This window comes from Variovorax sp. Sphag1AA, from assembly GCF_014192575.1.
Classification (GTDB): Bacteria; Pseudomonadota; Gammaproteobacteria; order Burkholderiales; family Burkholderiaceae_C; genus Variovorax.
This window is the reverse complement of sequence record NZ_JACHYC010000008.1, coordinates 212501-237976: the sequence shown is the minus strand read 5'-3', so window position 1 is coordinate 237976 and position 25476 is coordinate 212501. Positions and strand designations below refer to the sequence as shown.

Annotated in this window: 23 protein-coding genes; 6 read left to right on the top strand and 17 right to left on the bottom strand. The window is 67.4% G+C overall.

The annotated features are described in order from the left end of the window. Positions 1-66 precede the first annotated feature (66 nt). Positions 67-1047, bottom strand: a complete 981-nt coding sequence (locus tag FHW64_RS29140) for an AraC family transcriptional regulator (protein WP_311733394.1) — start codon at positions 1045-1047, stop codon at positions 67-69. Between the two features lie 85 nt (positions 1048-1132). Here FHW64_RS29140 and FHW64_RS29135 point away from each other — a divergent pair, with 85 nt between their 5' ends. Then, complete coding sequence (locus FHW64_RS29135) at positions 1133-2395, top strand: MFS transporter (protein WP_221210540.1); 1263 nt, start codon at positions 1133-1135, stop codon at positions 2393-2395. A 10-nt stretch (positions 2396-2405) separates the two neighbouring features. On the opposite strand, the gene FHW64_RS29130 is transcribed toward FHW64_RS29135, so the two are convergent. The 10 genes from FHW64_RS29130 to FHW64_RS29085 form a co-directional block, all read right to left on the bottom strand. Beyond that, positions 2406-3308 carry a transporter substrate-binding domain-containing protein gene (locus tag FHW64_RS29130; protein WP_260306452.1) on the bottom strand — a complete coding sequence of 301 codons (903 nt, stop codon included), beginning with the start codon at positions 3306-3308 and terminating at the stop codon, positions 2406-2408. Beyond that, positions 3301-4155: an ABC transporter permease gene (locus FHW64_RS29125; RefSeq protein WP_184531840.1), complete on the bottom strand. Its 855-nt coding sequence runs from the start codon at positions 4153-4155 to the stop codon at positions 3301-3303. The genes FHW64_RS29130 and FHW64_RS29125 overlap by 8 nt, the downstream gene beginning before the upstream one ends. Next, complete coding sequence (locus tag FHW64_RS29120) at positions 4152-5009, bottom strand: ABC transporter ATP-binding protein (protein WP_184531838.1); 858 nt, start codon at positions 5007-5009, stop codon at positions 4152-4154. The genes FHW64_RS29125 and FHW64_RS29120 overlap by 4 nt, the downstream gene beginning before the upstream one ends. Positions 5010-5030: 21 nt before the next feature. Beyond that, complete coding sequence (locus tag FHW64_RS29115; protein ID WP_184531836.1) at positions 5031-6107, bottom strand: ABC transporter substrate-binding protein; 1077 nt, start codon at positions 6105-6107, stop codon at positions 5031-5033. 87 nt (positions 6108-6194) lie between these two features. Next, positions 6195-7220 carry an ABC transporter substrate-binding protein gene (locus FHW64_RS29110; protein ID WP_184531834.1) on the bottom strand — a complete coding sequence of 342 codons (1026 nt, stop codon included), beginning with the start codon at positions 7218-7220 and terminating at the stop codon, positions 6195-6197. Position 7221: 1 nt separating this feature from the next. Beyond that, entirely contained in the window at positions 7222-8292 is a 1071-nt protein-coding gene (locus tag FHW64_RS29105) for an LLM class flavin-dependent oxidoreductase (protein WP_184531832.1), read from the bottom strand. Then, complete coding sequence (locus FHW64_RS29100; protein WP_184531829.1) at positions 8289-9050, bottom strand: ABC transporter ATP-binding protein; 762 nt, start codon at positions 9048-9050, stop codon at positions 8289-8291. The genes FHW64_RS29105 and FHW64_RS29100 overlap by 4 nt, the downstream gene beginning before the upstream one ends. After that, positions 9047-9889, bottom strand: coding sequence for an ABC transporter permease (locus FHW64_RS29095; protein ID WP_184531827.1), 843 nt, complete (start codon positions 9887-9889; stop codon positions 9047-9049). The genes FHW64_RS29100 and FHW64_RS29095 overlap by 4 nt, the downstream gene beginning before the upstream one ends. Further along, positions 9886-10869 (bottom strand): amidohydrolase family protein, encoded by a 984-nt coding sequence (locus FHW64_RS29090; RefSeq protein ID WP_184531825.1) that lies wholly within the window; start codon positions 10867-10869, stop codon positions 9886-9888. The genes FHW64_RS29095 and FHW64_RS29090 overlap by 4 nt, the downstream gene beginning before the upstream one ends. Before the next feature lie 20 nt (positions 10870-10889). Further along, complete coding sequence (locus tag FHW64_RS29085) at positions 10890-12068, bottom strand: SfnB family sulfur acquisition oxidoreductase (protein WP_184531823.1); 1179 nt, start codon at positions 12066-12068, stop codon at positions 10890-10892. A gap of 255 nt (positions 12069-12323) precedes the next feature. Between FHW64_RS29085 and FHW64_RS29080 the strand changes: the two genes are divergently transcribed. The 4 genes from FHW64_RS29080 to FHW64_RS29065 are packed head-to-tail and all read left to right on the top strand — an operon-like array spanning position 12324 to position 16177. Next, positions 12324-13937 carry an FAD-dependent oxidoreductase gene (locus FHW64_RS29080; RefSeq protein WP_409350658.1) on the top strand — a complete coding sequence of 538 codons (1614 nt, stop codon included), beginning with the start codon at positions 12324-12326 and terminating at the stop codon, positions 13935-13937. After that, positions 13934-14263: a ferredoxin family protein gene (locus tag FHW64_RS29075; RefSeq protein WP_184531819.1), complete on the top strand. Its 330-nt coding sequence runs from the start codon at positions 13934-13936 to the stop codon at positions 14261-14263. Before FHW64_RS29080 ends, FHW64_RS29075 begins: the two co-directional genes overlap by 4 nt. Before the next feature lie 41 nt (positions 14264-14304). After that, entirely contained in the window at positions 14305-15276 is a 972-nt protein-coding gene (locus FHW64_RS29070; RefSeq protein ID WP_184531817.1) for an ABC transporter substrate-binding protein, read from the top strand. Between the two features lie 19 nt (positions 15277-15295). After that, a complete protein-coding gene (locus tag FHW64_RS29065) occupies positions 15296-16177 on the top strand; it encodes a 1-acyl-sn-glycerol-3-phosphate acyltransferase (RefSeq protein WP_184531815.1) in 882 nt (293 codons plus the stop codon). A 15-nt stretch (positions 16178-16192) separates the two neighbouring features. Here the strand turns inward: FHW64_RS29065 and FHW64_RS29060 are convergent, their stop codons facing one another. The 4 genes from FHW64_RS29060 to FHW64_RS29045 all read right to left on the bottom strand — a co-directional run bounded on the left by FHW64_RS29060 (position 16193) and on the right by FHW64_RS29045 (position 22433). Continuing rightward, positions 16193-19075 carry a hypothetical protein gene (locus FHW64_RS29060; RefSeq protein ID WP_184531813.1) on the bottom strand — a complete coding sequence of 961 codons (2883 nt, stop codon included), beginning with the start codon at positions 19073-19075 and terminating at the stop codon, positions 16193-16195. Positions 19076-19164: 89 nt separating this feature from the next. Next, positions 19165-20496 carry an MFS transporter gene (locus FHW64_RS29055; protein WP_184531811.1) on the bottom strand — a complete coding sequence of 444 codons (1332 nt, stop codon included), beginning with the start codon at positions 20494-20496 and terminating at the stop codon, positions 19165-19167. A 48-nt stretch (positions 20497-20544) separates the two neighbouring features. Then, entirely contained in the window at positions 20545-21636 is a 1092-nt protein-coding gene (locus tag FHW64_RS29050) for a M14 family metallopeptidase (protein ID WP_184531809.1), read from the bottom strand. A gap of 5 nt (positions 21637-21641) precedes the next feature. Beyond that, the gene (locus tag FHW64_RS29045; protein WP_260306451.1) at positions 21642-22433 is read right to left on the bottom strand and encodes a gamma-glutamyl-gamma-aminobutyrate hydrolase family protein; all 792 of its coding nucleotides are present in this window, start codon (positions 22431-22433) and stop codon (positions 21642-21644) included. A 105-nt stretch (positions 22434-22538) separates the two neighbouring features. Between FHW64_RS29045 and FHW64_RS29040 the strand changes: the two genes are divergently transcribed. Further along, positions 22539-23534, top strand: coding sequence for a LysR family transcriptional regulator (locus FHW64_RS29040; protein ID WP_184531805.1), 996 nt, complete (start codon positions 22539-22541; stop codon positions 23532-23534). Here FHW64_RS29040 and FHW64_RS29035 read toward each other — a convergent pair. Together FHW64_RS29035 and FHW64_RS29030 are read right to left on the bottom strand one after the other, a co-directional pair. Beyond that, positions 23473-24960 (bottom strand): TRAP transporter large permease subunit, encoded by a 1488-nt coding sequence (locus FHW64_RS29035; RefSeq protein WP_260306450.1) that lies wholly within the window; start codon positions 24958-24960, stop codon positions 23473-23475. The genes FHW64_RS29040 and FHW64_RS29035 overlap by 62 nt on opposite strands. Continuing rightward, entirely contained in the window at positions 24960-25454 is a 495-nt protein-coding gene (locus FHW64_RS29030) for a C4-dicarboxylate ABC transporter substrate-binding protein (protein WP_184531803.1), read from the bottom strand. The genes FHW64_RS29035 and FHW64_RS29030 overlap by 1 nt, the downstream gene beginning before the upstream one ends. Between the last annotated feature and the right edge of the window lie 22 nt (positions 25455-25476).

The window sequence follows — 25476 nt, the reverse complement described above, 5'->3', positions numbered from 1 at the left end:
CAGGCTTTCGCCGCGAACGAATGTCCGCGTATATCGATCTTCGGTTTGCTTCTTTGCCCGCTGCGGCTAGACGCCGCGCGGTGCGCGCGCCGCGCTCGGCGGGTGGCCGATGACGCGCTTGAAGGCGCGGCTGAACGATGCCTCGGAGTCATAGCCGAGCCGGTCGGCCGCGACCGCGATGCGCATCCCCTCCTGCGCGATCCATCGCCGTGCCTGGAATATCTTCACCTTGGCGACGTAGCGCGCCGGGCTTTCGCCGAGCGTCCGCGTGAAGGCATCCGCGAAGGTGGAGCGCGATGCGCCCATCAGTTGCGCAAGCTCCGGCACGCGCCAGTCGCGCTCCGGATCCTTGTGGATGGCCGCGATGACCTTGCCGATCTTCGGGCAGTGCACTGCGGCGATCCAGCCAGTCGAGTCGCTGCAGCCGCACTCGACCCAGGCGCGGATGATGCTCGCGGCCAGCACGTCGGCCAGGCGCGCGAGAACACCGCAGGCGCCGATGCGGTCGAGCGCGACTTCGCGCTCCATGGCCTCGAGCAGCGCCGGCACCGTCGGGTCGCGCCGTGCGAGTTCGCCCGCGCGCATCACGTCCGGCATCATCGCCAGCAGCGGATGGAGCGGGTCGAGGTTGAAGCGCATCGCGCCGCAGAACATCACGTTCGAAGGCGTTGCGTCGATCGAATCGTTCGAGACCTTCGTATCGCCGCACCCGCGCACGAGGTAGATGTTCTCGGACACCGCGATGCGCGACAACGAATCGATGTCGACGCATGGCACATCGGGCGCACTCGCCAGCACATGAAAGCTGCCGCGCGGCAGCAGCACCGCGTCGCCTGGGTTGAGCTGCACCCATTCGGTCGCCGGCGTGCGCAGCCAGCAACTGCCGCTGGCGACGAAATGGAAGCGCGCTTCGCGCTGCGCGGGATACGCGATCGCCCACGGCGACTGCATCACGCAGCGGCCATACTCGACACCGTCGAGACGCAGCCCGAGCAGCACCTGGGTCAGGGTGTCGTGCCCCTGGCGGTCTTCGGGGGTTGCTTTCACGTCTGGCGTGGCGTCGGACAAAAGGTCAAGCAATTCGGCTCTCCCGGCATGGAAACGCCGGATTCTTGGCCATAGGCTAAAGGCCTTGCTTCACTACGGCATCTCGACGCCGCTTTTCAACGTGACTTCCGCCTGCAGCACCTGCCCACCCGATCCCGACCGCGCGCCCACCCCGAAAGCGCCGGCTGAAAACGCCGCGGAGGCGCACTGGCCCGCCGTGGCTGCCCTCGCGCTCGGTGTCTTCGGCCTCGTGACCGCCGAGTTCCTGCCCGCAAGCTTGCTGACCGCCATGGCGGCCGATCTGCGCGTCACCGAAGGGGCAGCCGGCCAGACCGTGACGGCGACCGCGCTCGTCGGCGCGATTGCCGCGCCTTCGATGCCCTTGCTGACGCGTCGCTTTGATCGTCGCGCCGTGATGCTCGTGCTGACGGTCGTCCTCGTGGTGTCGAACGTACTCGCCGTGACGGCCGACAGCCTGGCCGGATTGCTCTTCGCGCGCGTGCTGCTCGGCGTGGCGCTCGGCGGGTTCTGGTCGATGGCGGGAGCGCTCGCGCTGCGACTCGTGCCGGAGCGCCTCTTTGCGCGTGCGATGTCGCTGATCCTCACGGGCGTCTCGGTCGCGACCGTCTGCGCCGCGCCGGTCGGGGCATGGATGGGCGAGCTTTGGGGATGGCGCAGCGCATTCGTCGCGGCTGGCGTGGTCAGTGTGATCACGCTCGTGGCGCAGCTCTTCACGCTCCCTGCACTGCCATCGCGTGACAACCCGGACCTGCGTGTGCTCGGCGAACTGCTCACGCGACCCGGCGTGCGCGTTGCGCTGCTCGCGGTGCTCCTGGTGATCTCGGGCCACTTCGCGGGCTTCACCTACATCCGGCCGCTGATGGAGAACGTCACGCACCTGTCGGTCGGCGCGGTGTCGGCGATCCTGCTCGGCTACGGCATCGGCGGGTTCTTCGGCAACCTTGCGGGTGGCTACATCGCCGAGCGCAGCGAGCGCCGCGCAATCGTGCTCGGAGGTGCGCTGATCGCCGCACTGGCCGCAAGCCTCGTGCTGGCGGGCGGATCGGCGGTGGTCACGGCCGTTGCGGTCGTGCTCTGGGGATTTGCTTTCGGGGCCTTTCCGGTCGGCTTCCAGACGTGGATCGTGCGCGTCGCGCCGGACCATGCCGAAGGCGCGGGCGGACTCCTGGTCGCGGCCTTCCAGATCGCGATCGCAAGCGGGGCGATCGGCGGCGGCCTGCTCGTGGATCGCATCGGCGCACTGGGCGGGCCGGTGTTCGCGCTCGCGGCGATGACGCTCGGCACGCTGCTCACGTTGCGCCATGGCCCTCGGAGGCGTTCGACGTGACTGGCGCTACTCAGGAATGGCAGACCAGCCCGTCCTTGAGCAGCCCGATCTCGAAAAGCAGGTTACCGACCCGCGCGCTGCGCGCCTGTTGCTGTTCACCATCGACACGCCATTCGCGCATCGCGGCGGTGAGCCAGTCGCGCGATCGCGTATCGCCGGAGGCCATGCGGATCGTGGCGTCGGATCCTGGCGCGAGGCCGCGCGCGATGGTGCGGTAGAAGCGCCACTCCTCGTTGCGGAGCAACCGCTCGAGCACATCGCCGTGATCGACGAGTGCCTGGCACTCGCCAGCCATGAAGGCCGACGCGGCATGCACGGAAGACGGATAGGTTTGCGGTCGCGCACCGTAGCGTTCGGCAAGCGTGGCCGAGTAGCCCGTTCCTTGCGCCACGCAGATCGGCGCACCGCGCAGGTCGTCGGTGCCCTGCAGCTTTCCGGCGCGAAGCGCCACCAGTGTGCCGGAGTCGCTGTCATAGCTGCCTTCCGCCGCGGTAGTGCCCGCGTCGGGTGACCCTTCCGATGCGCCGGCTATGACCAGGTCCACACGGCCGGTGCGCAAGGCCGCATCCTGTTCCGCAGGCGCAAGACCCACCAGTTCGAGGCGAAGCGCGAGGCGTTCGGTCATCCGGCGAGCGAGGGCGACGTCGTAGCTGTCAGGCTCGGCTGGCGCGAGCGCACCCGGTGGCGCAGGGCGTGGGTAGCTGCGCACTCCGACGATCAGCACGCCGCGCTGTGTCGCGCGCTCGAGGATGGGTCCGCGCGGCAGTTCAGCAGGCGACGGCGCAGGCAGCAAGGCGTGCGCCAGCCCCGAGACAGCCGGATGGCCTGCGAATGCAATGGCTGCCAGCACGCACGCCGATGCGCCAACGGCGGCCACCGTCGCGCGGACTCCAAGGACTGGTGCGTCAATCATCGAGGCTCAATCCCTTGCGCCAGCGCAGCAGGCGCCGCTCCAGCAGGGCCAAGAGATAGTTGAGAAGCAGCCCGACCACCGCGAGCATCAGGATGCCGGCGTACATGGTCGGGATCTGGAAGGTCTCCTGCGAATTGAGCGTGAGGAAGCCCAGTCCCGAGTGGGCACCGATCATCTCGGCGGCGACGAGCGCGGTGATGCAGTAGGCACCTGCAAGGCGGATGCCGGTGAAGATCGACGGCGAAGCCGCGGGCAACACCACCTTGAAGAAGATGAACCGGCGCGTGGCGCCCATCGAGCGTGCGGAGTTGATCAGCAAACGGTCGACCTGCTTCACGCCGCTGATCGTGCTGAGCAGCACCGGCCAGAAAGAGGCCCAGAAGATGATCGCCACTTTCGACAGTTCGCCGATGCCGAGGAACAGGATGAAGACCGGGAAGAGGGCGAAGGCCGAGGTCTGGCGGAAGAGCTGCAGGACCGGGTCGAGCAGGTATTCGAGACGGCGCACCGCACCCATCAGCAACCCGAGCAGCACGCCCGCGCCAATGGCCAGCAGCAGGCCCCACAGCGAGCGTTGAAGGCTCGCGGCAATGTGCTTCCACAGCAGGTTCTGCTCGGCGAGCTGCGCGATGCTGGCGATCACCGACGAGGGCGGGCTGAGATAGGCTTCGCTGACGATGCCGCTGCGAGGCAGCAGCTCCCACAGCACCAGGAAGAGCAGCAGTCCCAGGCCGCGCTCCGCCAGTTTCGCGAACGGCTGCAGCCATGTACGCCATGGCCACGCCCGTCGATGCGCACGCAGCGCGGGTTCGAGCGAGACACCGTTGTCTTGCAGATTCGCGCTCATGGTGCGGCCTCCTCGAGCGCGGAGACTGGCGCAAGCTCCTTGCGCTCGGCCGGGTTGGCGGTGGCGCCAAGGGGCGCGACGCCGAACTGCACCTCGTCCTTGAGCACGTCCCATGCGCGCTGGCGCAGGTTCGCGAACTCGGGCGTGTTGCGCAGCTCGGCCGAACGGGGCCGCGCGAGCGGGATGTCGATGATCTGCTTGATGCGGCCGGGCCGCTGCGTCATCACGGCGACGCGATCGGACAGGTAGATGGCCTCGTCGAGGCTGTGCGTGATGAACACGATGGTCTTGCGATCGTGCTCCCAGAGGCGAAGCAGCTCGCCTTGCAGGATCTCGCGCGTCTGCGCATCCAGCGCCGCGAAGGGCTCGTCCATGAGCAGCACGTCGGGCCGGTAGGCGAGCGAACGCGCGAGCGCCACGCGCTGCTTCATGCCGCCCGAGAGCTCATGCGGATAGCGGTCGGCAAAGCCGTGCAGCCCCACGAGTTCGAGGTACTCGTTCGCGATGCGGCGCCGCGCGACCCTGTCGATGCCGCGGATCTCGAGACCGACCGCGATGTTGTCGAGCACTGTGCGCCACGGGAACAGTGCATAGCCCTGGAACACCACGCCCTGGTTCCGGTTGATGCCTGCGAGCGTGCGGCCATCGACCGTGATCGTGCCCCCGGTGTTCGGCGTCAGGCCGGCCAGGATGCCGAGGAAGGTCGACTTGCCGCAGCCCGAAGGCCCGAGCACGGAGAGGAACTCGCCCTCGCGCACGTCGAGGTCGAAGTGCTCGAGCACGCGAATGCGCTCGCCGGCGCCGCGCGCCGCGTAGTCCATGCGCAGCTCGCGCGCCGAAATCTTGATCGTCATTCGCGTGTCCGGGAGGCGGCCTCAGGCCTTCGGGCGCGAGGTTTGCGCGAAGGGATTGAATTCGTTGGTGTAGACCTGCTTCACCTCGACCTTGCCGGCGGCGAGCTTGCCTTCGGACTGCAGGATGTCGATGTAGTACTGGATGGGCGGCTCCGTCACGACGAGGTCGTCGATGTAGGCAAAGCGGTCCACGTTCTCCAGCGCCATGTTGATGCGCTTGGAGACGATCCGGCGTGCATCTTCAGGATGCGCGTTGACCCAGTTGGCTGCCTTGGCCAGCGCCGTCACCACGTCGCGCGTGCCTTCGGGCTGCTCGCGGACGAAGCGGCCGTGCGCGCTGTAGGGCGCCATGCCGCCCAGGCCGCCGTCGAGGTCGTAGTCGCTCCACAGGCGCACCAGTTGCTGCGCGTTGTCGGCCCGCCCCGAGAAGGGCGCGTGAATGATCGCGAGATCGGTGTTGCCGGTCACCAGCGTCTGCTCGGCCTGCTCGTCGGGCACCACCAGGAAGTTGATCTTGGTCACGTCGACGCCCTTTTCGCGCAGGAACTTCTTCGTGACGAACTCGGCGCACGCACCGAAGCTGTTGAAGCCGATGGTCTTGCCTTCGAGGTCCTTCGGCGCGCGAATGCCCGAGTCCTTGCGGACGAAGTACTTCATGTGCGGCGCTTCCTGCAGCGTCTTGCCGCCTGCGGCCACCACCTTGAGATCGGCGCCCGATGCAATGGCCGAGATCACCAGCGGCACCATGCGCGAGCCGAAGTCGATCTCGCCCGTGCCCACCAGCGGAATGATCTGCGGCGCGGCGATCTTGCCGACGTACTGCGGGCGCGTGTTGGTGCCGTCGAAGTAGCCGAGCTCGTCGGCCAGGTAGATGAGATCGAAGGAAGGGTTGTCCGGGTACTTGAAGGCGACCTTGTCGCCCGCATTGCGCACCACGGACGGACCGCCCGCGGCTGACGTGGCCGATGCGGCCTTGTCCTCGCGCGAGCATCCGCCCAGCGCCAGTGCGAGTCCGCCGGCGGTACTGGCCAGTCCGAAGGCGGCAAGGGTCTTGAGCGCACTGCGGCGCGGCGCGGGAGAGGGCGTGGATGCGGTCATGGCGTGTGATGGGATGAAACCGATGAATCGTAGAAATGGCGACCTGCATGCTCAACGAAGAATTGCGAGCATGCATATGCGCCGTCGCTACTGCGATGCCGCGCCCGACGGCGTGATGTTGCCGACGAAGTCGGTGAGGTAGAGGTCGCTGGCCTTGACGGCTTCTTTCAATACGCCAGCGGCGAGCAGCTCGTCGAAGTTGGCCTGTTGTTCCGTCAGGAATCGGTCGTCGATCTTCTGCAGCGCCTTGGCACCGCGACCGAAAGTCGTCTTGATGGCCGATTCGCTGAACTGGATCTTCGGCGCGACGATGCGCGCCTGCTCGTCGGGATGCGCCTGCGCCCATGCGATCGTGTCGGCCAGCACCTGGACGAAGGCGGCCAGCGCCTCCTTCTTCTCCTCGACGGCCTTCTTCCGGGCGACGTAGGGGTAGAGGTTCTGGATCCGCTGGGCCTTTCCGTCGGCGATGAGACGGGCGCCGGTCTTCTCGACGACGTCGGCCATGTTGGGGTCGATGGTGTAGTAGCCCTCGACCTGGCCCGTCTGGAATGCCTTGACCGCGGCAGGGCCGGCGAGCTCGACGAACTTGAAGTCGGACTCCTGCAGTCCGGCATCGGCGATCTGGTGCTTGACGCCTAGGTAGGTGTTGGTCGACTTGAGGAACAGCAGCTGCTTGCCCCTCAGGTCGGCGAACTTCTGATAGGGGCTGTCCTTGGAGACGAGAAGGCCCGTGTTGCCTGCGTTGGGCTGCGTCACCGCGATCACCTTGACGTCGCCCTTGCTCGCCGCGAACGACTGCGCGGCACCCACGTCACCGATCTCGGTGATGTCGAGCTGCCCGCCATTGAAGGCGGTGAGCATGTCCACGAAGTTGGGAAAGTACTTGTATTCGATCTTCACGCCGGGCGTCTGCACATCCTTCGCCCACAGCGTGCTCAGGTAGCCGAAGTTGCGCGGGACGCCCACGACCAGCGTCACCGGATTCGCGGGATCGAGCTTGCTCGCGGTGGGCGTCGGGGCTGCGTCCTTGCCGCATGCGGCGAGTGAACCCGCAAGGGCGACGGAGAGCAGCGCGTAGGTGGTTCGGCGGGCGGCTGGGGAAAAGATGGCCATGTCAGGAGTCCTGGGAATTGAAACGGGTCGATGCGGAAGCGCGGCTCTTCACGCGTGGTGCGACCTCGGCGGCAAAGCGTTCGAGTTCGGCTTCCAGTGGCTGGAACTGCAGCATGAAGAGTTCGATGCCTGCTTCGGCGAAGGCGTCGATGCGGGCGGCTACCTCGTCGTAGCTTCCGACGAGGCCGGCGAGCGTGCCGCCGTTGGTGCCGACCTTCTTGCGGTCGGCGCTGACCTTGAACATGGCCACTTCCGGGTCGACGCCCCGCACGACGGCAGAGCGGTCGTCGAGATCGGCCAGCGCCTGCAGGCGCTCGTATTCGGCGCGGGCCTCGGAGGCGGTTTCCCTCGCGATGACGAAGGCCGCCAACCCGAAGCGCAGAGGCTTGCCCTTTCGCGGCCTGCGACGCAGATCGTTGACCAGCGCGCCGGTCTCGGGCAGCGGACGGCCGTTGATGAAGAAGACATCGGCGCTTGCCGCCGCAAGCTGGCGGGCCGGTTCCGACTCTCCTCCCAGGTAGATCGCGGGGCGGCGTCCTTCGCGCGGGCCGGGCGCGAGTCGCAATCGCTCGATCGAGAAGCGTTCGCCGGCATGGTCGATCGTGTCGCCCGACCAGAGCCGGGTCACGATGTCGAGCCATTCGGCAGAGTACGCGTAGCGTGAGTCGTGGGGCGGCATCTCGATGCCGAGATGCGCCATCTCCGGGCGGAACCACGCGCTGACGAGGTTGATGGCGAAGCGGCCACCGCTGATGTCGTGGATGCCCAATGCCATCTTGGCGAGCACGCCGGGATGAAACAGCAGCGGCTTGACGGCGGCGATGAGCTCGATGCGCCGGGTCGCCTCCGCGATGCCCGCCGCAGCGGTCCATGTCTCGAGGATCGCCCCGTCCGTCAGGGACGGACTGACGATGTGCTGCGCGAGCAGCGCCGAGTCGAAGCCGAGCGCCTCCGCACGCACGATCAGGTCGCGGCTGCGCCTGTAGCTTGCATCGGGCGGATCGTCGGGATGCTGGTAGCTGCCCCAGGCGCCGTAGACGGGCGCCCAGACGCCGAAGCGGGTGGTGGTCATGAAGTCCTTTCGTGTGCACTGACCACGGCGTCGAGTTCGAGCACGCCAAGGTCCGCGAGGATGCGCTGGCGCGCGGCCTCGAATCGTTCGTCGATGCGCGCGCGGGGGCGCGGCAGATCGACCGCGAACAGGTCCGCGACCCGCCCGTTGTCCAGCACGGCGACGCGATCGGCCAGGAGGACGGCTTCTTCGACGTCGTGCGTGACGAGGACGACCGCGAAGCCCTTGTTCCGCCACAGGCCGTTGACCAGCGCATGCATGCGAAGGCGGGTCAACGCGTCCAGCGCGCCGAAGGGCTCGTCGAGCAGGAGCACGGCCGGCTCCCGGATGAGCGAGCGGGCAAGGGCGGCACGCTGGGCCTCGCCGCCCGACAGCGTTCGCGGCCAGGCGTCGGCGTGGCCGGCAAGGTCGACCGCGGCCAGCGCTTCGAGCGCCTGCGTGCGCAGCAGCGGGCGCGGGCCGCCGAGGCCGAACACCACGTTCTCCCAGACGCGTGCCCAGGGCAGCAGACGTGCATCCTGGAAGCCGAAGGCCACGGTGCCATCGACATGCAGATCGCCGGTGTAGCCGGCGTCGAGCCCGCCGATGGCGCGCAGCAGCGTGCTCTTGCCGCACCCGCTCTTGCCGACGATGGCAAGGAACTCGCCCGGCTCGATCGTGAGGTGAATGTCCCGAAGGACGGTCCTGCCGTCGAAGCTGCGACCGACACCGCGCGCGGTGACGGCGGCCTTCGCCCGGCTCTGGGTGGATGCGTTCATGCGGAGACGAAGTCCTTGCGCCAGCCCAGCGTCTGCCATTCGATCAGCCGCACCGCCGCCTCCAGCAGCAGGCCGAGCAGGGCATAGATCACCAGTCCGAGCACGATCACGTCGGTCTGCAGGAACTGCTGGCCCTGCTGGATGAGATAGCCCACGCCGGCGTCCGCGTTGACCGCTTCCGTGACCACCAGTGACAGCCATGCAATGCCGAGCGCATAGCGAAGGCCGACGAGAAACGAGGGCCACGCGCCCGGCAGGATCACCCAGCGCAGGAGGCCCCAGCGGTTCACGCCGCAGACCTTCGTCAGTTCGGCGAAGCGCGGATCGACTGCGCGGATTCCCTTGTGCAGGTTGAGGTAGACCGGAAAGATCACGCCGATGACCACCAGCCCCACCTTGATGCCCTCGCCGATGCCGAGCCACACGATGAGCAAGGGCAACAGCCCGAGGAAGGGCAGGGCGCGCAGCATCTGCAGTGGTGCATCGACGATTTCTTCGCCTACGCGCGAGAGGCCGGCGACGACGCCCAGCACGGTCCCGATCGAAACGCCGATGGCGAGCCCGATGCTGACCCGGCGCAGCGACACGAGGATGCCGGGCAACAGCTCGCCGGACCGCCAGAGCTTCACGGCCGCTTGCCACACTTCGGCAGGAGAGGCGAGCGTCTGCACGTTGACCCAGCCGGCCCAGGAAGCGGCCTGCCAGATCGCGACGATGAACGCGACGACAAGGGTTCGACGCGCGGGCCCTGCGAACTTGCCGAGACGCTGAAGACCAGAGGACGACGTGCTGTGCGCGCGAGAAGCCTTGGCAGGAGTGCCAATCGCTGCTGCGGTCATGCCTTGGCCTCACGCGGCACGAGGCTGGGCTGCACGGCCCCTGCTTGGTCGAGCGGTATCGCGGCCTCGCGGAAGCCCGCGATGGGCAGGTCGGCGCTGAAGATCGGAAGGTCGGAGCCGAACAGCAGGCGGTCTGCCCCGAACGTGCGGGCAGCCAGAGCGATGGCGCCGGCGCCGAGCGACGCGGTGTCGACATAGATGCGCCGGAGACGCTCGCGCGATGCGATCGCGCCTCGGTCGCGCAGGTCGATGGCATCGAAGCGTTCCACGATGAACGGCAGGGTGCCGCCGAGGTTCGCTACCTGCACGGTCACGTCGGGGTAGTCGTCCAGCAGGTCCGTGAAAGCCAGCGTGATCGCCGCCGAGGTGATTCGCGACTGCAGGTCTTGGGCACCGCGGCGGTATGCGGCGTTGTCGATGGCGGTGACGCCTTCAGCGCCTGCAGCCGGCAGCGTTGCGGCCACCGGTCCCGGGTGCACGAACAGGTGGGCGTGCCATCGCTGCGCAACCGCAAGGACGGGTTTCCAGGCCTGCGCGTCGTCATGGCTCAGGAAGGCATCGACCGGAAGGATTGCGCCGATGAGCACGCCCTCCGCCAGTTCGCGCTCGAACACTTCCGCGGCGCGTGCCGGGTCGGCGATCGGCAGGGCTACCAGCCCGGAGAAGCGTTCGGGTCGACTGCGTACGAGCGCTCGCGTCTCGTCATTGAAGATCCGCACCAGCGGTTCAGCCTCCGCAACGGGGAGGCTGTCGATGCGGAACAGCCCGGGCAATGAAAGGACTTGTCGGTCGATGCCGGTCTCGTCCAGCAGGCGCAGGCGGGCGTCGATGTCGTGATAGGTGTCCCAGAGAACGAGGGAAGAGTCCGCATAGAGCAGCCGCTTGGCTTCGAGGTCGATGCGCGGTCCTTCCTTGCGGCGGGCGAGCGCGTCGACGAGTCGTGCAGGCAACCAGTGGGTATGCCAGTCGGTGAGGGACATGGAGTTCCTTGGAGAACGATCTAGATGTAGGTGCGAGGGCCCGGCACCACGCCGTTGAGGTGGTAGTTGCCGAGGTGGTAGAGCTTCCATCGCAGCGGGTCGTGCAGCGAATGGGTCCGTGCATTGCGCCAGTGGCGGTCGAGTCCGCGTGCTTCCAGCGTCGCGCGTGCGCCCGTCAGGGTGAAGAACCGATCGGCGAGCGTGGTCGCGGCGTCACCGCAGTTCAGGCGCGCATCGGCGATGGCGAGTCGTGCTTCCAGCACGCTGCGGTCGCTTGGTGCGGCCCACGCTTCGTCGACGCGCTCGGCCGCGTTGCGCAGCGAAAGCGCTGCCGTGCGCACTTGCACTGCATAGCTGCCGAACTCCTGAACCACGAAGGGCTCTCGCGCGTGCTCGTCATGCGGGTTGTCGATCCACGGACGGTTCTCGTGGAGGATGTACCGGCGCGCGTCGTCGAGCACCTCCTCCGCGATGCCCTGGTCGATGGCGGCATGGATGAGGCTCGCGAGCAATCGCCGCGATTGATTGGCGGGCCCTTCGCTGGCGAACGGCAACACATGCGCATCGGGCACGTGGACCTGGTCGAACAGCGTGGTGCCACTGGCGGTGGTGCGCTGGCCCATGCCGCTCCAGTCGTTGACGACCTTCAGGCCGGGACTTTCCGCATGGGCGAAGAACATGTGCGGACGGCCGGCTTCATCGTCGCCAATGAACGGAATCCACTGCGCGAAGATGGCGCCGGTCGAATAGAACTTGCGGCCCGTCATGCGCCATCCGCCCTCGACGCGCTCTAGGCGGTGCTCGTAGTCGAAGGCGCGCTTGCGGGTGTCTTCGGAATGCGCGTTGCCGATGCGGTCCCCGGCCAGGATGCGGGCATGGAAGAAGCGGGCCTGCTCCGGTGTCCCGTTCGAGAACAGTGGCAGCCAGCAGAAGTGGTTCTGCGGAATCTGCGCGATGCTCGGGTCGGCCGCGGCCAGAACGCGGAAGCAGTGAACCACCGTGGCCGCGGAGACTTCTGCGCCGCCGTGGGCTCGCGGCACGGTGATGCCGAAGAAGCCGGCGCTGGTGAGCTGTTCGATCTCCTTTGCGGGCAGCACACGCTGCTGGTCGCGCTCTCTTGCGCCTTCGCGAAATTCAACAGCCAGACGATCGACGACGTCGCGGGCCTGCGCATCGCTGGCGATAAGAGAAACACTCATGAGGGCTCCGGCGTTAGATGAAAGAGGGTTGAACGCACGGAGCGCGATCGCGCCCGGATGGCTGCGCTGGTTCACACGGAAAAAAAGTATAGGAACGCAATGAGCAGTGGCTTAGAAGCAATCCGCGCATCGATAGTCGTCGAGATGGAGAGTGGCCCGCGCGCATATCGATACTCGCAATTCGATGTTGTGAGCGCCGCCGCCTCTGACTAAGGTCGCGCCTTTGCACTCAAGCAGAGGACAACCATCGTGGGCATCAGACAGTTCGACCAGGAGCCGCTATCGGGCGCGGCCGGCTCCAATCAGCACGCTGCCGACGTGCTCGTGATCGGGGGCGGCCCTGCGGGCACCTGGGCTGCGGTGTCGGCTGCCGCGCAAGGCGCCCGCGTGGTGCTGGCAGACAAGGGCTTCTGCGGGACTTCGGGCGCTACTGCGCCGTCCGGCACCGGCCTCTGGCATGTGTCGCCCGATGGTGCGGCGCGCGAATCGGCCAAGGCCAGCCGCTACGCGATGGGTGGTGAGCTGGCCGAGCATGCATGGATGGATCGCGTCCTCGAACAGACGTGGGACAACGTCGAACGGCTCAAGGAGTGGGGATACCCGTTTCCGGCCGATGACGAGGGGCGCCTGCGTTGCACGTCGCTGCAGGGCCCGGAGTACATGCGGCTGATGCGCAAGCAGGCGAAGGCCGCAGGTGCGCGCATCCTCGATCACAGCCCGGCGCTCGAACTGCTCGTCGACGAACAGGGCACGGTGTGCGGCGCGACCGGCGTCAATCGGCAGAGCGGCGATACCTGGGTCGTGCGGGCGGGCGCCGTCGTGATCGCCACGGGCGGCTGCGCCTTTCTCAGCAAGGCGCTCGGCTGCAACGTGCTCACGGGCGATGGCTTGCTGATGGCGGCGGAAGTGGGTGCGTCACTGTCCGGCATGGAGTTCTCCAACGCCTATGGACTGGGCCCGGCTTTCTCGTCCGTGACCAAGTCGCTCTTCTACAACTGGGCCACTTTCTATACGGCGGACGGCACGCCGATCGAAGGCGCTGGCTCTTCCCGAGGCCGGAGTGTGATCGCGCAGACGCTGCAGACGCAACCTGTCTTTGCTTGCATCGACCGCGCCGATGCGCAGATCCGTGCGTGGATGCGCGTGGCGCAGCCGAACTTCTTCGTCTCCTTCGACCGCCAGGGCATCGATCCCTTTACCCAGCACTTCCCGGTGGCGCTGCGGCTAGAGGGGACGGTGCGCGGCACCGGCGGCCTGCATCTCGTCGACGAGCATTGCAGCACGTCGGTTGCGGGGCTCTATGCGGCCGGAGATGCGGCAACGCGCGAGTTGATCTGCGGAGGCTTCACCGGTGGCGGGAGCCACAACGCAGCGTGGGCAATGTCCTCGGGCTTCTGGGCAGGCGCGGGTGCCGCGGCATTCGGCCGCGCTGCGCGATCCGCTTCGACGCGCGTCGCATTGCGTGCCGGCGGTGCGGGGCTTGGCCGAGGCGATGCGGCACAACTGGACAGCCAGGCGGTGATCCAAGCGGTGCAGGACGAAGTGTTTCCGTTCGAGCGCAACTGGTTTCGTGAAGGCGACCTGCTGCGTGATTCACTCGGACGCCTCGACGCACTGTGGGCGCGGCTGCGCAGCAGCGCCCCCACAGCCAATGCGGTGGCAGCGGTGCGCACGCGTGAAGCCGCGGCCATGCTCGCGACTTCACGCTGGATGTACCGGAGCGCCTTGCAGCGCACGGAAACGCGCGGCATGCACCGTCGCCGCGAGCACACGGGCATCGATCCGGCGCAACGCCATCGCTTGCTCAGCGGCGGCCTCGACGAGGTGTGGGTGCAGCGGCATGCTTTGACGGAAGAGGTGCACGCATGATCGAGATCATCGACACCGCACGCTGCACCGACTGCAACATCTGTGTGAGTGCCTGCCCGACCAATGTGTTCGAGGCCACGCCGGGCGGGCCGCCGCGCATCGCGCGCCAGCACGATTGCCAGACCTGCTTCATGTGCGAGCTGTATTGCCCGGAGGACGCACTCTACGTGGCGCCGATCGCCGACCGGAGCGCCAATGCGGTCGAGCGCGATGCCGCAACCCGCGCGCTCATGGGCAGCTACCGCAGCGCCATCGGCTGGGGCCGTGGCCGTCAGTCGACCGCGTCGCTTGATGCGAGCTTCGAGCTGCTCACGCGAGCGCACTGACCTGATCCGACTTCACCTGCACGTTCATTTCCGACTGACTCATGATCTATTCCCCATCACGTCGAAGACTCCTGCGCGGCGCACTTGCCACCGCAGCGGTCGGCGCGACCACCTCGCTCGCACTGGCGCAAGGCTCTGGCAAGGTATTGCGGCTCGGCTACATCGGCCCGGGCAAGAAGCCCGCCGCGGCCACTGGCTGGGCGCTGCAGCAGGGACAACTGTTGCGCGAGCTTGCACCGCTCGGATTCACGGAGATCGCGACGCGAAACTTTCCGAACGGTCCGGACCTGAACGAAGCCTTCCTCTCCGGCGTGCTCGATGTGGGTATCTATGGCGACACGCCCGCGGTCGTCGCACGATCGAAAGGCCTGGACGGGCAGCTCATCGGCTTTGATGCCGTCGGCATGAACGTCTGGCTGCTGACGCCGCGCGGTGGCGTGCGCAGCGTGAAGGAACTCGAAGGGCAGACGATCGGCGTGGCACGTGGGTCGTACATGCATCGCTACGTGCTGGGTCTGCTCAAGGAGAACGGGCTGCAAGGTTCCGTGAAGGTGATCCACATGTTTCCGCGCGACGGTGAAGCGGCACTCGACCAGGGATCGATCGCTGCCTTTGCGGCACAGATCGATGTCGGTCCGCTGCTTGCGTCACGTGGCTATCCGGTCATCGACGAAGCGGCAAAGCATCCGACGCTGTTGGGGAGTTCGGTGATCGTGGCGTCGAAGAAGATCCTCGCAGCCTCGCCGGACCTGCCGGCGGCATGGACCCGCGCGCGCCGTGCGGCCCTGAGCGACACCCACAAGGACAGCGATCGCTATTACGCCTTTCACTCCGAGGTCAGTGGATTTCCTCTGGCGGCAGTGAAGGCATCACATCCGCTGAGTCAGTTCCCCGCGGAAGCGTATCCGGCACAGGGCCTTGCGCTGCTCGAGGAAGTCAAGAAGTTCCTGCTGGCTGAACGACTGGTGACGCAGGACTTCGCGCTTGCGCAGTGGAGGGTCGCGAACGCCTGAGCAGGCAGAATCGCGGCTGATGTCCGCCTCTGCGCCACTGCTGATCGAGACGCTCACCGAGATCAACATCGCCGACCTTCTGGATTCGGTCGGCCTTTCGCGCTTTAACGGCACGCCCTTGCGCCGCTTGTTCCACCCGGCTGCGCGTCGCTTTGCCTTGACGGCTCACGAGTTCGACAGCCGGGTGGGCGACGAAGGCCTTGCCCAAGGCAGTGAATGGTTGATGGGCCGCATGACGTCGGGCCTCGCTACATCCGGGCTGGAGCATGTCCCGGCACAAGGCCCGGTGGTGGTCCTGGCGAACCACCCGGGAATGACCGATACCGTCGCACTCTTCACCAGTCTCGCGTCGCGGCGGGATCTTCGGGTGATCGCGGCGGATCGTCCGTTTCTTCGTGCCCTGCCCAACGTAGCGCGACAACTGATTCTTCTGCCTGAGAACGAGGGCGGGCACCTGGCCGTCATGCGAGGCGCCGCAAGGCATCTGCGGGAAGGTGGTGCGCTGCTGACTTTCCCGGCGGGAGAGATTGAACCCGACCCCGCGACCTTCGGTCCGCAGCGGGCCATCTCGTCATTGCAGAACTGGTCCGACAGCTTCGCGTTGTTCGCGCGGCTTGTCCCGGAGGTTCGGTTCGTGCCGGCGCTCGTGAGCAATGTCATTTCGCCGCATGCGCAGAAGCATCCGTTCACCTTGCTGCGCCGCACGGCCCGCAACAGGGAGAAGCTTGCCGCCGCGATGCAGGTCGCGCTTCCTCGCTATCGGGACCTTGTCGCCAGGGTTGCGTTCGGCCGCGCATCAGACGCAGGTGCGGTCTCGGCGCGGGAACTCGCTGTGTCGATTTCCGCGCAGATGCGCGATCTGATCCTTGCCGACGGGTCGGCATGGCGTGCAGGGCAGTGAAGGCGCTCCGGAGCGTCAGCTTGCTGTCGCGGGGAAACTTTCTTTGTCTTCCGCGTCGGCTCTGCCTCCCAGCCCAGAGAATCTTTCAAACGTCGCCTTGGGCGTACCCATCCGCTGCGCCGCCAGCGCGTCCAGGGCCTTCAGGATCCTGGCATTGAATATCTTGCCGCCCAGGTGGCTGCCTAGTGCGCGATAGCTCTCCCACTGCGCCTCGTCGAAGAACTGGTCGGCCGTCGGCTCCTGCGGGAATTTGTCGTGATCCAGCGCGTATTGCCGCACGTCCGCCTCGGCGTCGTGCGGCACGTTGGGCTTGATGACGATGATCTGCGTGCTGGGCCGCCGCGCACCTCGCGCGTAGGCCCAGAGCAATAGCGCGGTGGGCGTTGGCTGGTTGTTCACCGCCGGGTCGATGCAAGGGCTCATGCGCTTGAAGGCTTCGGGACGGGCGAATACGCTCGCCAGATCACCCGTGAAGTTCGTCTCCACCTCGACCTCCACGTTGAGGTCGATGCGCGCAAGGCGGATGAGGTTGGCGAGATCCTCGAAGCGATAGCCGGGGTCGGCGCCGTCGTCGCAGGCGAAGATCTGGCGCACCTTGCGTTCCGGACGCAGCAACTCGTAGATGCCGGTGTTCTCGAAGTGGCCGCCGTCGGACAGGTACTGCCACGCGCGCGCCGTGCCGAAGAACCGCGCACGCAGTTCGTAGGAGATGTAGGTCTGCGTGCGGAAGGCCACGCCGATGCCGCGCCGGATCCAGTCCCACGCATGCAGGAACTTCTGCTTGTCCAGTCCAGAGGCCCACCATGTGCCCAGCCGCACATTGGCCGCCCCCATCAGCAGCGACATCCCCAGCGAGGTCTCGCGGCCGATGCCGGTCGAGAACGCGGCGCCGGAAGTGCCGATCCATTGGCCGATCGACAAAGGCCGGCTGGCGTTGGTGCTCATCCGGCGGGGTGGCTGGAAGCTGGCGCATTCCGGGGAATCCAGGTGAAAGCCGAACGGCAGCACGGCCAGCGGTTGACCCTTCCGATCGCGCTGCACCAGCTGCTCCGACGGATCCACCGTCTTGTTCACGGTCACGTTGATGATGTGCAGCGGCGCAAAGGTGGTCAGCACCTTTTCATCCTTCGGGCGACCCGGACGGTGACCGTAGTAGTCCTCCAGGACCAGGTTGTCGCTGGGCAGCGGTTCGGCGGCGCTGAGCGCCGCGCCGTCGGGCTTGAAGCGCTCGCCGTTGGACGCGCCGAGGTAGGCTCGCGTGAGCCGTGCGCTGTAGAAGGACTGCAGGCTCGAGAGGTTGATGAAACCCGCGAACTGGCCCGTGACCGTGGACAGCACGATGCTGATGCCGAGGATGAACAGGAGCGTCATCCGCTGTCCGTCGCCGAGGAAATCGGGGCCGATGCTCGGGCGCTGGCCGTCCCACACGATCCAGTGCACGAGCAGCCCCCACAGTGAGCCGACCAGCACGAAGATGACGATACCGGCGAGCCCGGCCAGCGTGTACATCGGCACCTTGGAGGCCCAGCCCGGCAGGGACGTCCCCTTGGCTGCAAGACGCTTGGCCAGCCATACCAGCACGCCCGCAAGGCCCGCTGGCGTGAGCACGGGGCCAAGCGGCGGTCTGGACGTGGCGAGGATGTAGAGCGTCTGCCCCAGCGTGTCGACCACGGCCATCACCACGATCGCCGCGGTTGCCACCAGCACCGTGCTCAGGAACCTTGTCAGCCACACGCGCTGCACCGCCGCAGAGCGGTTCACGCAGGCCACGATGACGTAGATGACGATCCCGAGCAGGACAGCCCCGCCCACGAAGAGCACCATCACTTGCCGATGCCATAGCGTCGGATCCAGATCCTTCGATGCATAACTCTGGAACGGGCCGCCTTTGAGGCCGAGAAACGAAATGCCGACCATCAGCAGAACGATGACCACGCTGCCCAGCACGGCCAGGTTGAGCGGCAGGCTCTTGCCGTCGCGCCGCTCGTGGACCAGCCAGAACGCGATGCCCAGCGGCAGCCCGATCACCACCGGCGGGACGAGGCTCAAGGGAAACAGCGAACTCCACCAGATGTGGGGCACGAACGTGGGCTCGCTGGCGGCGTAGAGGCTGGCCTGCAGCACGCTCACTTCCCAATCCATGACGAACGGGAAGTAGTAGGCCGCCAACGCCCGCAGCACGCCTACGCCGGCCAGTGCCGCGAGCAGCACCGTGCCGATGACGTAGTGAAGCGCCAGCCAGTTCCGGATGCCGAGCGCCGCCGCGTAGAACGCGTCGCCGGTGCCGGTGGGGATGAGATAGCGGCCGTTCTCGCGCAGCCAGGCCATCGGGGCTTCCAGGATGGCGTTTCCGTCGAAGGGGCCTGACGAGCGGATGCGGCCGGGTGGGCCCGACTGCAGGACCCTCACGGCGTCGTCCGCGGCCTTGGCCGCCTCCTCGGCGGTGAACGAGCGGCCCGGATTCTCATCTGTCGTCGCGCGCTTCAGGCGCGAGAAAAGTGATCCGAATAGGGAGTGGCGCTTTGGCGGCGGGGATTGCGTGGAGGCGCGCGATGGTCCGTGGCGACGCAGGCGGTTGGGCTGGAACAGGCTGCAAAGGAAGGCGCCGATGTAGCCACCTCCACTCACGGTCGACAGATAGTCGAAGCGGGACAGGAAGGAGCTTCTGAAGAGATCGCCCGGCTTGGTCGGCGAGCCAGGCTTGTCGTTGGTGTCGTGCTTCGCGATCGTCTCCAGCACACCGAGCGCGAACGTCGCGCTGCGAATGCCACCGCCCGAAAGCGCCAGGCCCCTATGGCCGGTGGCATCGGTGGACTCACCCGGATTGATCTCGGCCCGCCGGCGGGCCAGCAGGTCATCCTCGGAGGGTGCTTCGGGTGTCGCGGTGCCCTTGTGCATGCTTGCTCCATTCGCGTGGACGATCGACCGAGATCATCCTACGCAAGCGCCCCGGGTGCGACATCGCCCCGATTGGCGATGGATGCAAGCTATTGCCGCACGTCCACGTCGCGCGACTCCGGCAGCATCCACATCGCCCAGAGGCTGATCGCGCTCATGACCACCACGTACCAGGCCGGTGCCATGGGGTTCTTCGTGAGGGCCAGCAGCCAGGTGACGACGAACTGCGTGGTGCCGCCGAAGATCGACGTGCCGATCGCGTAGACCAGCGAGAGGCCGGTGCTCCGCACGGCCATGGGCAGCAACTCGGGCACCTGCACCAGGCCGGCGGTGCCGAACATGGCGGTGAGTGAGGCCAGCACGGCCGTCACGGTGAGCAGCGTGGCGACGCTCGGCGCGCCGGCCAGCCACATGAACAGCGGCACGATCAGCACCAGCAGCGCGAGGCGCGGAAGCATGTTGACGATGCGGCGGCCGTGGCGGTCGCACAGCGCGCCGCCCACCAGTGCGAACACGAAGGTCATCAGCCCGCCCATGAGCACGCTGCCTTGCGCGACTGCGGCGGGCAGCTTGAGCACCTGCACCGCGTAGGTCACCATGTAGTTGCCCACCTGCGAGGCCACCGCGGTCGAGGCCGTGGCCAGCACGCCGAGCAGCAGGATCCTGCGATGCTCGCGGAACACCGCGCCGACGATGGCCGTGCCGCTGCGCTCGTGGGCATGGTCATGCGTCTCCGGCAGGCTGCGGCGGATGTAGAGGGCGATGGGCACCAGCGCCAGGCTCAGCAGGAAAGGCACGCGCCAGCCCCAGGACGCCAGTTGCTCCGGCGACAGCGCGAGCGACAGTCCCACGCCGAGGCATCCGCCCACGGCGACCGCGAGGCCCTGGCTGGCGATCTGCCAGCTCGAATAGAAGCCGCGTTTCCCTTTGGGCGCGGCCTCGATCAGCAGTGCGGTGGCCGGACCCACTTCGCCGCCGAGGGCGAGGCCCTGCAGCAGCCGGCAGAAGACCACGATGATCGGCGCCGCGATGCCGATGCTGGCGTAGCCCGGCGTGGCTGCGAGACCAAGCGTGCCGACGGTGATGAGCGCCACCGTGAGGATCATGGCCGGCTTGCGGCCTGCCTTGTCGGCGAAGGCGCCGATGAGCACGCCGCCCAGCGGCCGTGTGAAGAAGCCCACGCCGAAGGTCGCGACCGCCGCGAGCAGGCTGCCGAACTCGCCGCTCACCGGGAAGAAGGTCTTGCCGATGTAGACCGCGAAATACGCGTAGATCACGAAGTCGTAGAACTCCAGCGCATTGCCGGCGACTGCGGCCGCGACCGCCTTGCGGCTGATGCGGGACGGCGCGGCGTCATGGGCGGCGTCGTTCGGGCGGATGATCGGCTGCACGGGGTTGGAACCGAGAGTGGTGGCGTTCATGGGGATCCTGGGGGTGGAGTGTGTGTGGTGCGGATCGTCTGCGCGCAATCAGCCTTGCGACTGGCGGCCCAACTGCAGGCCGTCGATGGCCTGGAGGCAGGCCTGGCGTCCCTGGTGCCAGATCGCCTGCTTCCAGTCTTCCGCGTCGGGGTAGAAGGCGTCCTTGAGCGCCTGCTTGATGTTGAGCGCCTGCACGCCGTCGTCGGCGCCGTGGCGATGCATCCAGTGTTCGGCGCGCAGCGCGGGCATCACGCGCTCGTTGGGATGCGTGCCGTATTCGAGACAGATGCCGATGTGCACGGCCTGCGGGCATTCCTCGAAGAGCGCCGTCTGGATGGGCCCGGTCATCGGAATGCTGGTTGAGCTGCCCGCGTGCACGTCGGTGAGCTCGCCCCACCACTGCTGCGCTCGCGGAAGCACGCCGTTGTCGAAGCTCGCGAAGATGCGTTCGCCCACGCCGTAGGGCCCAAGGCCCGTGTGGATGTCGATCGACGCGATCTCGCGCGCTCGCGTTGCGTACTGGCGCAAGACGGCGCGGAAGGTGCGGTTGCTCCAAGTGGGCGCGCGCCCGCCGAAGAACATGCCATCCGCGTGCGCATGCTGTCCGAGGCCGATGGCGCGCTGCAATCCGCGCTCGCCGTGCTTGTCGCGGTAGGCGGCCAGGGTGGCTTCGGCTTCGCTCGACGGAGGCCAGGCGGGCGGCAGCAGCGAGTCGTGGATCTCTACATAGCCCGCGTTGAGGGGCAAGGGCTTGCCGAAATCGACGAAGTTGCGGTTGAGGTCGACGTTCTCCTGCGTCACCCGGCGCAGATGCGAGAAGCCGTAGGGATTGATCGCGTGGACGTGCAGCACCGCGGTGTCCGCGTGCGCGGGCTGCCCGAGGCGCAGCACGCCGGTCTGGATCGCCGATCCGCAGAAGCCCTCGACCCCATGCACGCCGCTGAGCACGACCAGCATCCGGCTCGCGTCGGCCGGGCCGTCGAGCACCACGTCCATCGCCAGGGTCTCGCCTTCAGCGCCCGGCAGGTCCAGCACGCGGCTGTCGACCGGCAGGCCGCGCGCCGCCGCGGCATCGAGGAATTTCCGCCGCGCCGTGGCGTAGCTGGGACTGAAGAGGTCGAGGGAGGCGGTGTCGTTCATGGCAGTCAGGAAAGAATCAGGCGGCGAGCGCGACGCGCGCGACACGCTGCGCCGAAGGCACGGAAGATGGCTTGCGCCAAAGGGCAGTCGTCGATGCGCATCTCGGGGTGCCACTGCACGGCCAAGGCGAACGAGGAAGCGCCTTCGACGGAGAAGGCCTCGACCAGCCCGTCGGGCGCGACGGCTTCTGTGCGCAGGCCAGTGCCAAGGCGCTCGATGCCCTGGTGATGCAGCGAGTTGACCGAGAGACGGCGCAGCGGCAGGAGGCCGGCCAGCACGCCACCCGGCGCAATGTGGATCTCATGGCTGTCGTCGTACCAGCGCTGGATGGGCCGGTCGTGATCGCCTTCGCGATGATCGAGCCTGCCGTCCCGCGTGTGCACGGCGGCATCCAGCGTGCCGCCCCAGGCGACGTTCATCTCCTGGAAGCCGCGGCATACGCCGAGCACCGGGACGCCGGCGGCAACCAGCCGCGGCAGCAGCGGCAGCACAGTGGCGTCCCGCTCGTGGTCGAGCAGAACGCTGTCAGGCAATGCGTCGGCGCCATAGCGTTCGGGCGCTACATTGGAGGGGCTGCCGGTCAGCACGATGCCGTCGATGCCATGGATCAGGCTGTCCGCATCCATGGCCTGCGGTGCCGCAGGCAGCGCCAGGGGCAGGGCAGAGGCCAGTTCGGATACCGCGCGCACATAGCCATGCAGCAGGGCATGTGCAGGGTGCATGTGGCGCTCGATGCGGTCGGCGGCGATGGCTACCAGCGGGCGGCCTGGAGGGGTGGAAAGGTTGGAGTCGGTCATGGCGTTGTGGCCCATTGCCGCGAGTCTAGGAATCGGGGACGATTGCGTAAATTGCAAGTTCCATGTCATCAGCTTGCAATTTCTGCAAGTCATGGAGACCGTCCCTTGAACACCCGTCAGTTGCGCCACTTTCTCGCCGTGATGGACCTCGGCTCGCTCGCTGCAGCGGCCGAAGCCGTGCACCTGAGCCCGCCGGCGCTTTCGCGCAGCCTGCGCGCACTCGAAGACGAATTGCGCGTCCCCCTGTTCGACCGCCAGGACCGGAGGCTGCGTCCCACGCCCTACGCCGAGACCTATGCCGAGCGGGCGCGGCGCATCGTGTTCGACGAGCGGGAGGGCGCGCGCTCCCTGGCGCTGATGCGTTCGGGCGAGCTTGGGTCCTTGTCTTTCGGCATGGGCTCGTCGATTGCCATGACGCTGCTCGGCCCCATGGTGCTCGAATTGCTGTCAGCCGCGCCCGGCTTGCGGCTATCGACGCTGGTGCAAAGCACCGACGTGCTGCTGGCTGCGCTGCAACGCGAAGAACTCGACTTCTTCGTGGGCGATGTCCGGGCCGCCGAGGCGGACGACAGCCTGAGCGTCGAGCCGGTCTACGACTGCACCTTCGGATGGTTCGCCAGGCGCGACCATCCGCTGGCCGGCGCTGCGCGCATCGGTATCGAAGACCTGCAGCGCTATCCGCTGATCATGTCCGGCTATGCCAACGAGGCGCTGCTTCGCCGGATGGCGGTGCTGTATGGGCTGTCCCTGCCCTTGCAGGAGCACTTCGCCGCGAGCACGAACGACGTCTCCACCGTGCTCACGCTGCTCAAGTCAAGCGATGCGATCGCGCCTTCGACCGACGTGGCGGTGATCTCGGCGCTGCGCGCGGGAACGCTCGTGCGGCTCGACGTCCAGCCGATGCTCGACCTGCCACTGACGCTGGGCATCATCGAGCAGGCGGGCCGCACGCGCCTGCCGGCGGCAGAGCGAGCGTTCAAGGTCGTCAGGGCGCACTTTGCGGCCGTCAAGGAAGAGGCGGACGCTCAGCGGTCGCAGCTCACTGATCGGGCGGCGGCTCGGGCGGGGCGTCGTCCGAGGGCGTCGACATCTCTCGCATGAGTTGGTCGATCTGGTCCGGTCGCATGCTCTCGTCCGGTGCAAGCGTCGCCGGCGCGGTGCGCAGCCAACGCGTGGTGGCGGGCCATGCGATCACCATGCCCATCACCACCAGCAGCGCGACGAGATAAGGCACGAGCACCGCAAGCACGCGCCACGACCCGGGCCGGGGCGACGTGTGGCCGCGCGCCAGCACCACCGCATAACCGAAGGGCGGAAGCAGGAAACCCGCCTGCAGCGCGAACAGTGCCAGCGTCGAGACCCAGGCGGCATCGTCGATCTGCGCAAGAAGCGGCGGCATGACGATCGGCACCACCAGGAAGATGAGTTCGAAGGCATCCAGCACGAAGGCACATGCCAGCAGCACGCCGAGCACGGTCAGCGTCGCGAGCACCGGATGTCCCTGCAGCGATTGCATCAGTTGCACCGCGAGCTTGTCGGTGCCGAGGATGCGCAGCAGCAGCGAGAAGCTGGTCGCGGCGACCAGCAGGGCGAACAGCGCACCGGTCAGCGACATGGCCTCGTCGAGCACCAGCCAGAGCAGCGGCCCGGTCAGCCTGCGCGACAGGACACCCCAGCCGAGCAGCAGCATGCCCGCAGTGGCTGCCGCTTCGACGGCGCGCACCTTGCCGATCGCGACCAGCGACAGCAGGACGACGATGACCAGTGGCACCACGCAGAGCGAAGCGCGCTCGCCTGTCGTCAGCGGCATGGGCGCTGTGCTTCGAGGCGCGCGCGGTGCGGTGAAGAGGATCAGCATCGCCCATAGCACCAGCAGCACGGCGCCGGGCAGCAGGGCGGCCTGAAGAATGTCCTGCGTATTGACGATGCGGACCGCTGCGCCCGTGTGCGGCAGGCCCATCGCCTGTGCAAGGTTCACGCCCTCGGTGTGCGCCTGCAGCATCGCGTCGCCGAGCAGCAGCAGGACCAGTGACGGCGGCACGATCACACCGAGCGTGCTCGCAAGCGCGACCATCGCCGCGCGCCGCGCGGGCGGACGGCCTTCGGTGGCCCACTTCGCGTCGGCGGTGCGGGACAGCGTCATCAGGCTGGCGCCGACCGATCCGTTCATTGGCGCGAGCATCACGCCGAGTCCGAGCCCGGCGAGCTCGGGCGCCGCCGACGGCGTGCGCCGGCGCAGTACCTTGTCGAGCCCGGTGTAGAGACTGTCGGCGAGCATCAGCCGATTCAGCAGGGCGCCGACCAGCGCATAGAGCGCGAGCGCCTGTAGAAGATCGCGATCGAGCAGGCCCACGATGCGAGTGGGCAGCGTTCCGAGCACGGCGGCGTCGATGGCACCGGATGCCAATCCCGCCAACGTGCCGGCCGAACACACGCCGAGCAACACGGCGTACGTCGGCCAGCCGGTGGTCATCATCAGCACCAGCGCCAGCAGGAGCAGGGCGAGTCCGAACCAGCCCATTTCCATCACGATTCCACCGGCTCGCCGCGCAGTGCGTGAACGAGGTCGAGCGCGGACTGGAGCAGCATCACGATGCCCATCAGCATCAATGCGACCTTGATCATGAAATAGCCCGGGTTGAAGCTGTCCGGGAACAGTTCGAGCGCCTGCACCGACTGGCTCACCGGCGCCGCCGCGCTGACCACGAGGAACAAGGCCCATGGGAGCACGCACAACGGCGCGCCGATGCGGCGCAGCCGCGCCATGACGCCCGCGCCGGACGGCGGGATGTCGGGGCGCGCGACGAGATGTGCGCCCCGGCGTCGCGCATGGTTGATGGCGACCGCGACATAGAGTGCGAACAACCATTGCGCGAGGTCGTTCGCCTGCGTCGACCCCTTGCCGATCCAGTCCCGAAGCGGCCATTGAAGGAACAGCAACAGCGTGATGGCCAGCGCCAGCGGCATCATCGCGATGCTGATGCCGTCCAGCAGGCGCTGCAGGCGCGAGCGGCTGTTCATCGAAAGGGTGTCTCCTGGCTGA

Excerpts from the sequence above, each read along its gene's own strand:
- FHW64_RS29130 (WP_260306452.1), bottom strand. The coding sequence starts at position 3,308 with ATGATTGACGCACCAGTCCTTGGAGTCCGCGCGACGGTGGCCGCCGTT.
- FHW64_RS29125 (WP_184531840.1), bottom strand. The coding sequence starts at position 4,155 with ATGAGCGCGAATCTGCAAGACAACGGTGTCTCGCTCGAACCCGCGCTG.
- FHW64_RS29120 (WP_184531838.1), bottom strand. The coding sequence starts at position 5,009 with ATGACGATCAAGATTTCGGCGCGCGAGCTGCGCATGGACTACGCGGCG.
- FHW64_RS29115 (WP_184531836.1), bottom strand. The coding sequence starts at position 6,107 with ATGACCGCATCCACGCCCTCTCCCGCGCCGCGCCGCAGTGCGCTCAAG.
- FHW64_RS29110 (WP_184531834.1), bottom strand. The coding sequence starts at position 7,220 with ATGGCCATCTTTTCCCCAGCCGCCCGCCGAACCACCTACGCGCTGCTC.
- FHW64_RS29105 (WP_184531832.1), bottom strand. The coding sequence starts at position 8,292 with ATGACCACCACCCGCTTCGGCGTCTGGGCGCCCGTCTACGGCGCCTGG.
- FHW64_RS29100 (WP_184531829.1), bottom strand. The coding sequence starts at position 9,050 with ATGAACGCATCCACCCAGAGCCGGGCGAAGGCCGCCGTCACCGCGCGC.
- FHW64_RS29095 (WP_184531827.1), bottom strand. The coding sequence starts at position 9,889 with ATGACCGCAGCAGCGATTGGCACTCCTGCCAAGGCTTCTCGCGCGCAC.
- FHW64_RS29090 (WP_184531825.1), bottom strand. The coding sequence starts at position 10,869 with ATGTCCCTCACCGACTGGCATACCCACTGGTTGCCTGCACGACTCGTC.
- FHW64_RS29085 (WP_184531823.1), bottom strand. The coding sequence starts at position 12,068 with ATGAGTGTTTCTCTTATCGCCAGCGATGCGCAGGCCCGCGACGTCGTC.
- FHW64_RS29075 (WP_184531819.1), top strand. The coding sequence starts at position 13,934 with ATGATCGAGATCATCGACACCGCACGCTGCACCGACTGCAACATCTGT.
- FHW64_RS29070 (WP_184531817.1), top strand. The coding sequence starts at position 14,305 with ATGATCTATTCCCCATCACGTCGAAGACTCCTGCGCGGCGCACTTGCC.
- FHW64_RS29065 (WP_184531815.1), top strand. The coding sequence starts at position 15,296 with ATGTCCGCCTCTGCGCCACTGCTGATCGAGACGCTCACCGAGATCAAC.
- FHW64_RS29060 (WP_184531813.1), bottom strand. The coding sequence starts at position 19,075 with ATGCACAAGGGCACCGCGACACCCGAAGCACCCTCCGAGGATGACCTG.
- FHW64_RS29055 (WP_184531811.1), bottom strand. The coding sequence starts at position 20,496 with ATGAACGCCACCACTCTCGGTTCCAACCCCGTGCAGCCGATCATCCGC.
- FHW64_RS29050 (WP_184531809.1), bottom strand. The coding sequence starts at position 21,636 with ATGAACGACACCGCCTCCCTCGACCTCTTCAGTCCCAGCTACGCCACG.
- FHW64_RS29045 (WP_260306451.1), bottom strand. The coding sequence starts at position 22,433 with ATGACCGACTCCAACCTTTCCACCCCTCCAGGCCGCCCGCTGGTAGCC.
- FHW64_RS29035 (WP_260306450.1), bottom strand. The coding sequence starts at position 24,960 with ATGGAAATGGGCTGGTTCGGACTCGCCCTGCTCCTGCTGGCGCTGGTG.
- FHW64_RS29030 (WP_184531803.1), bottom strand. The coding sequence starts at position 25,454 with ATGAACAGCCGCTCGCGCCTGCAGCGCCTGCTGGACGGCATCAGCATC.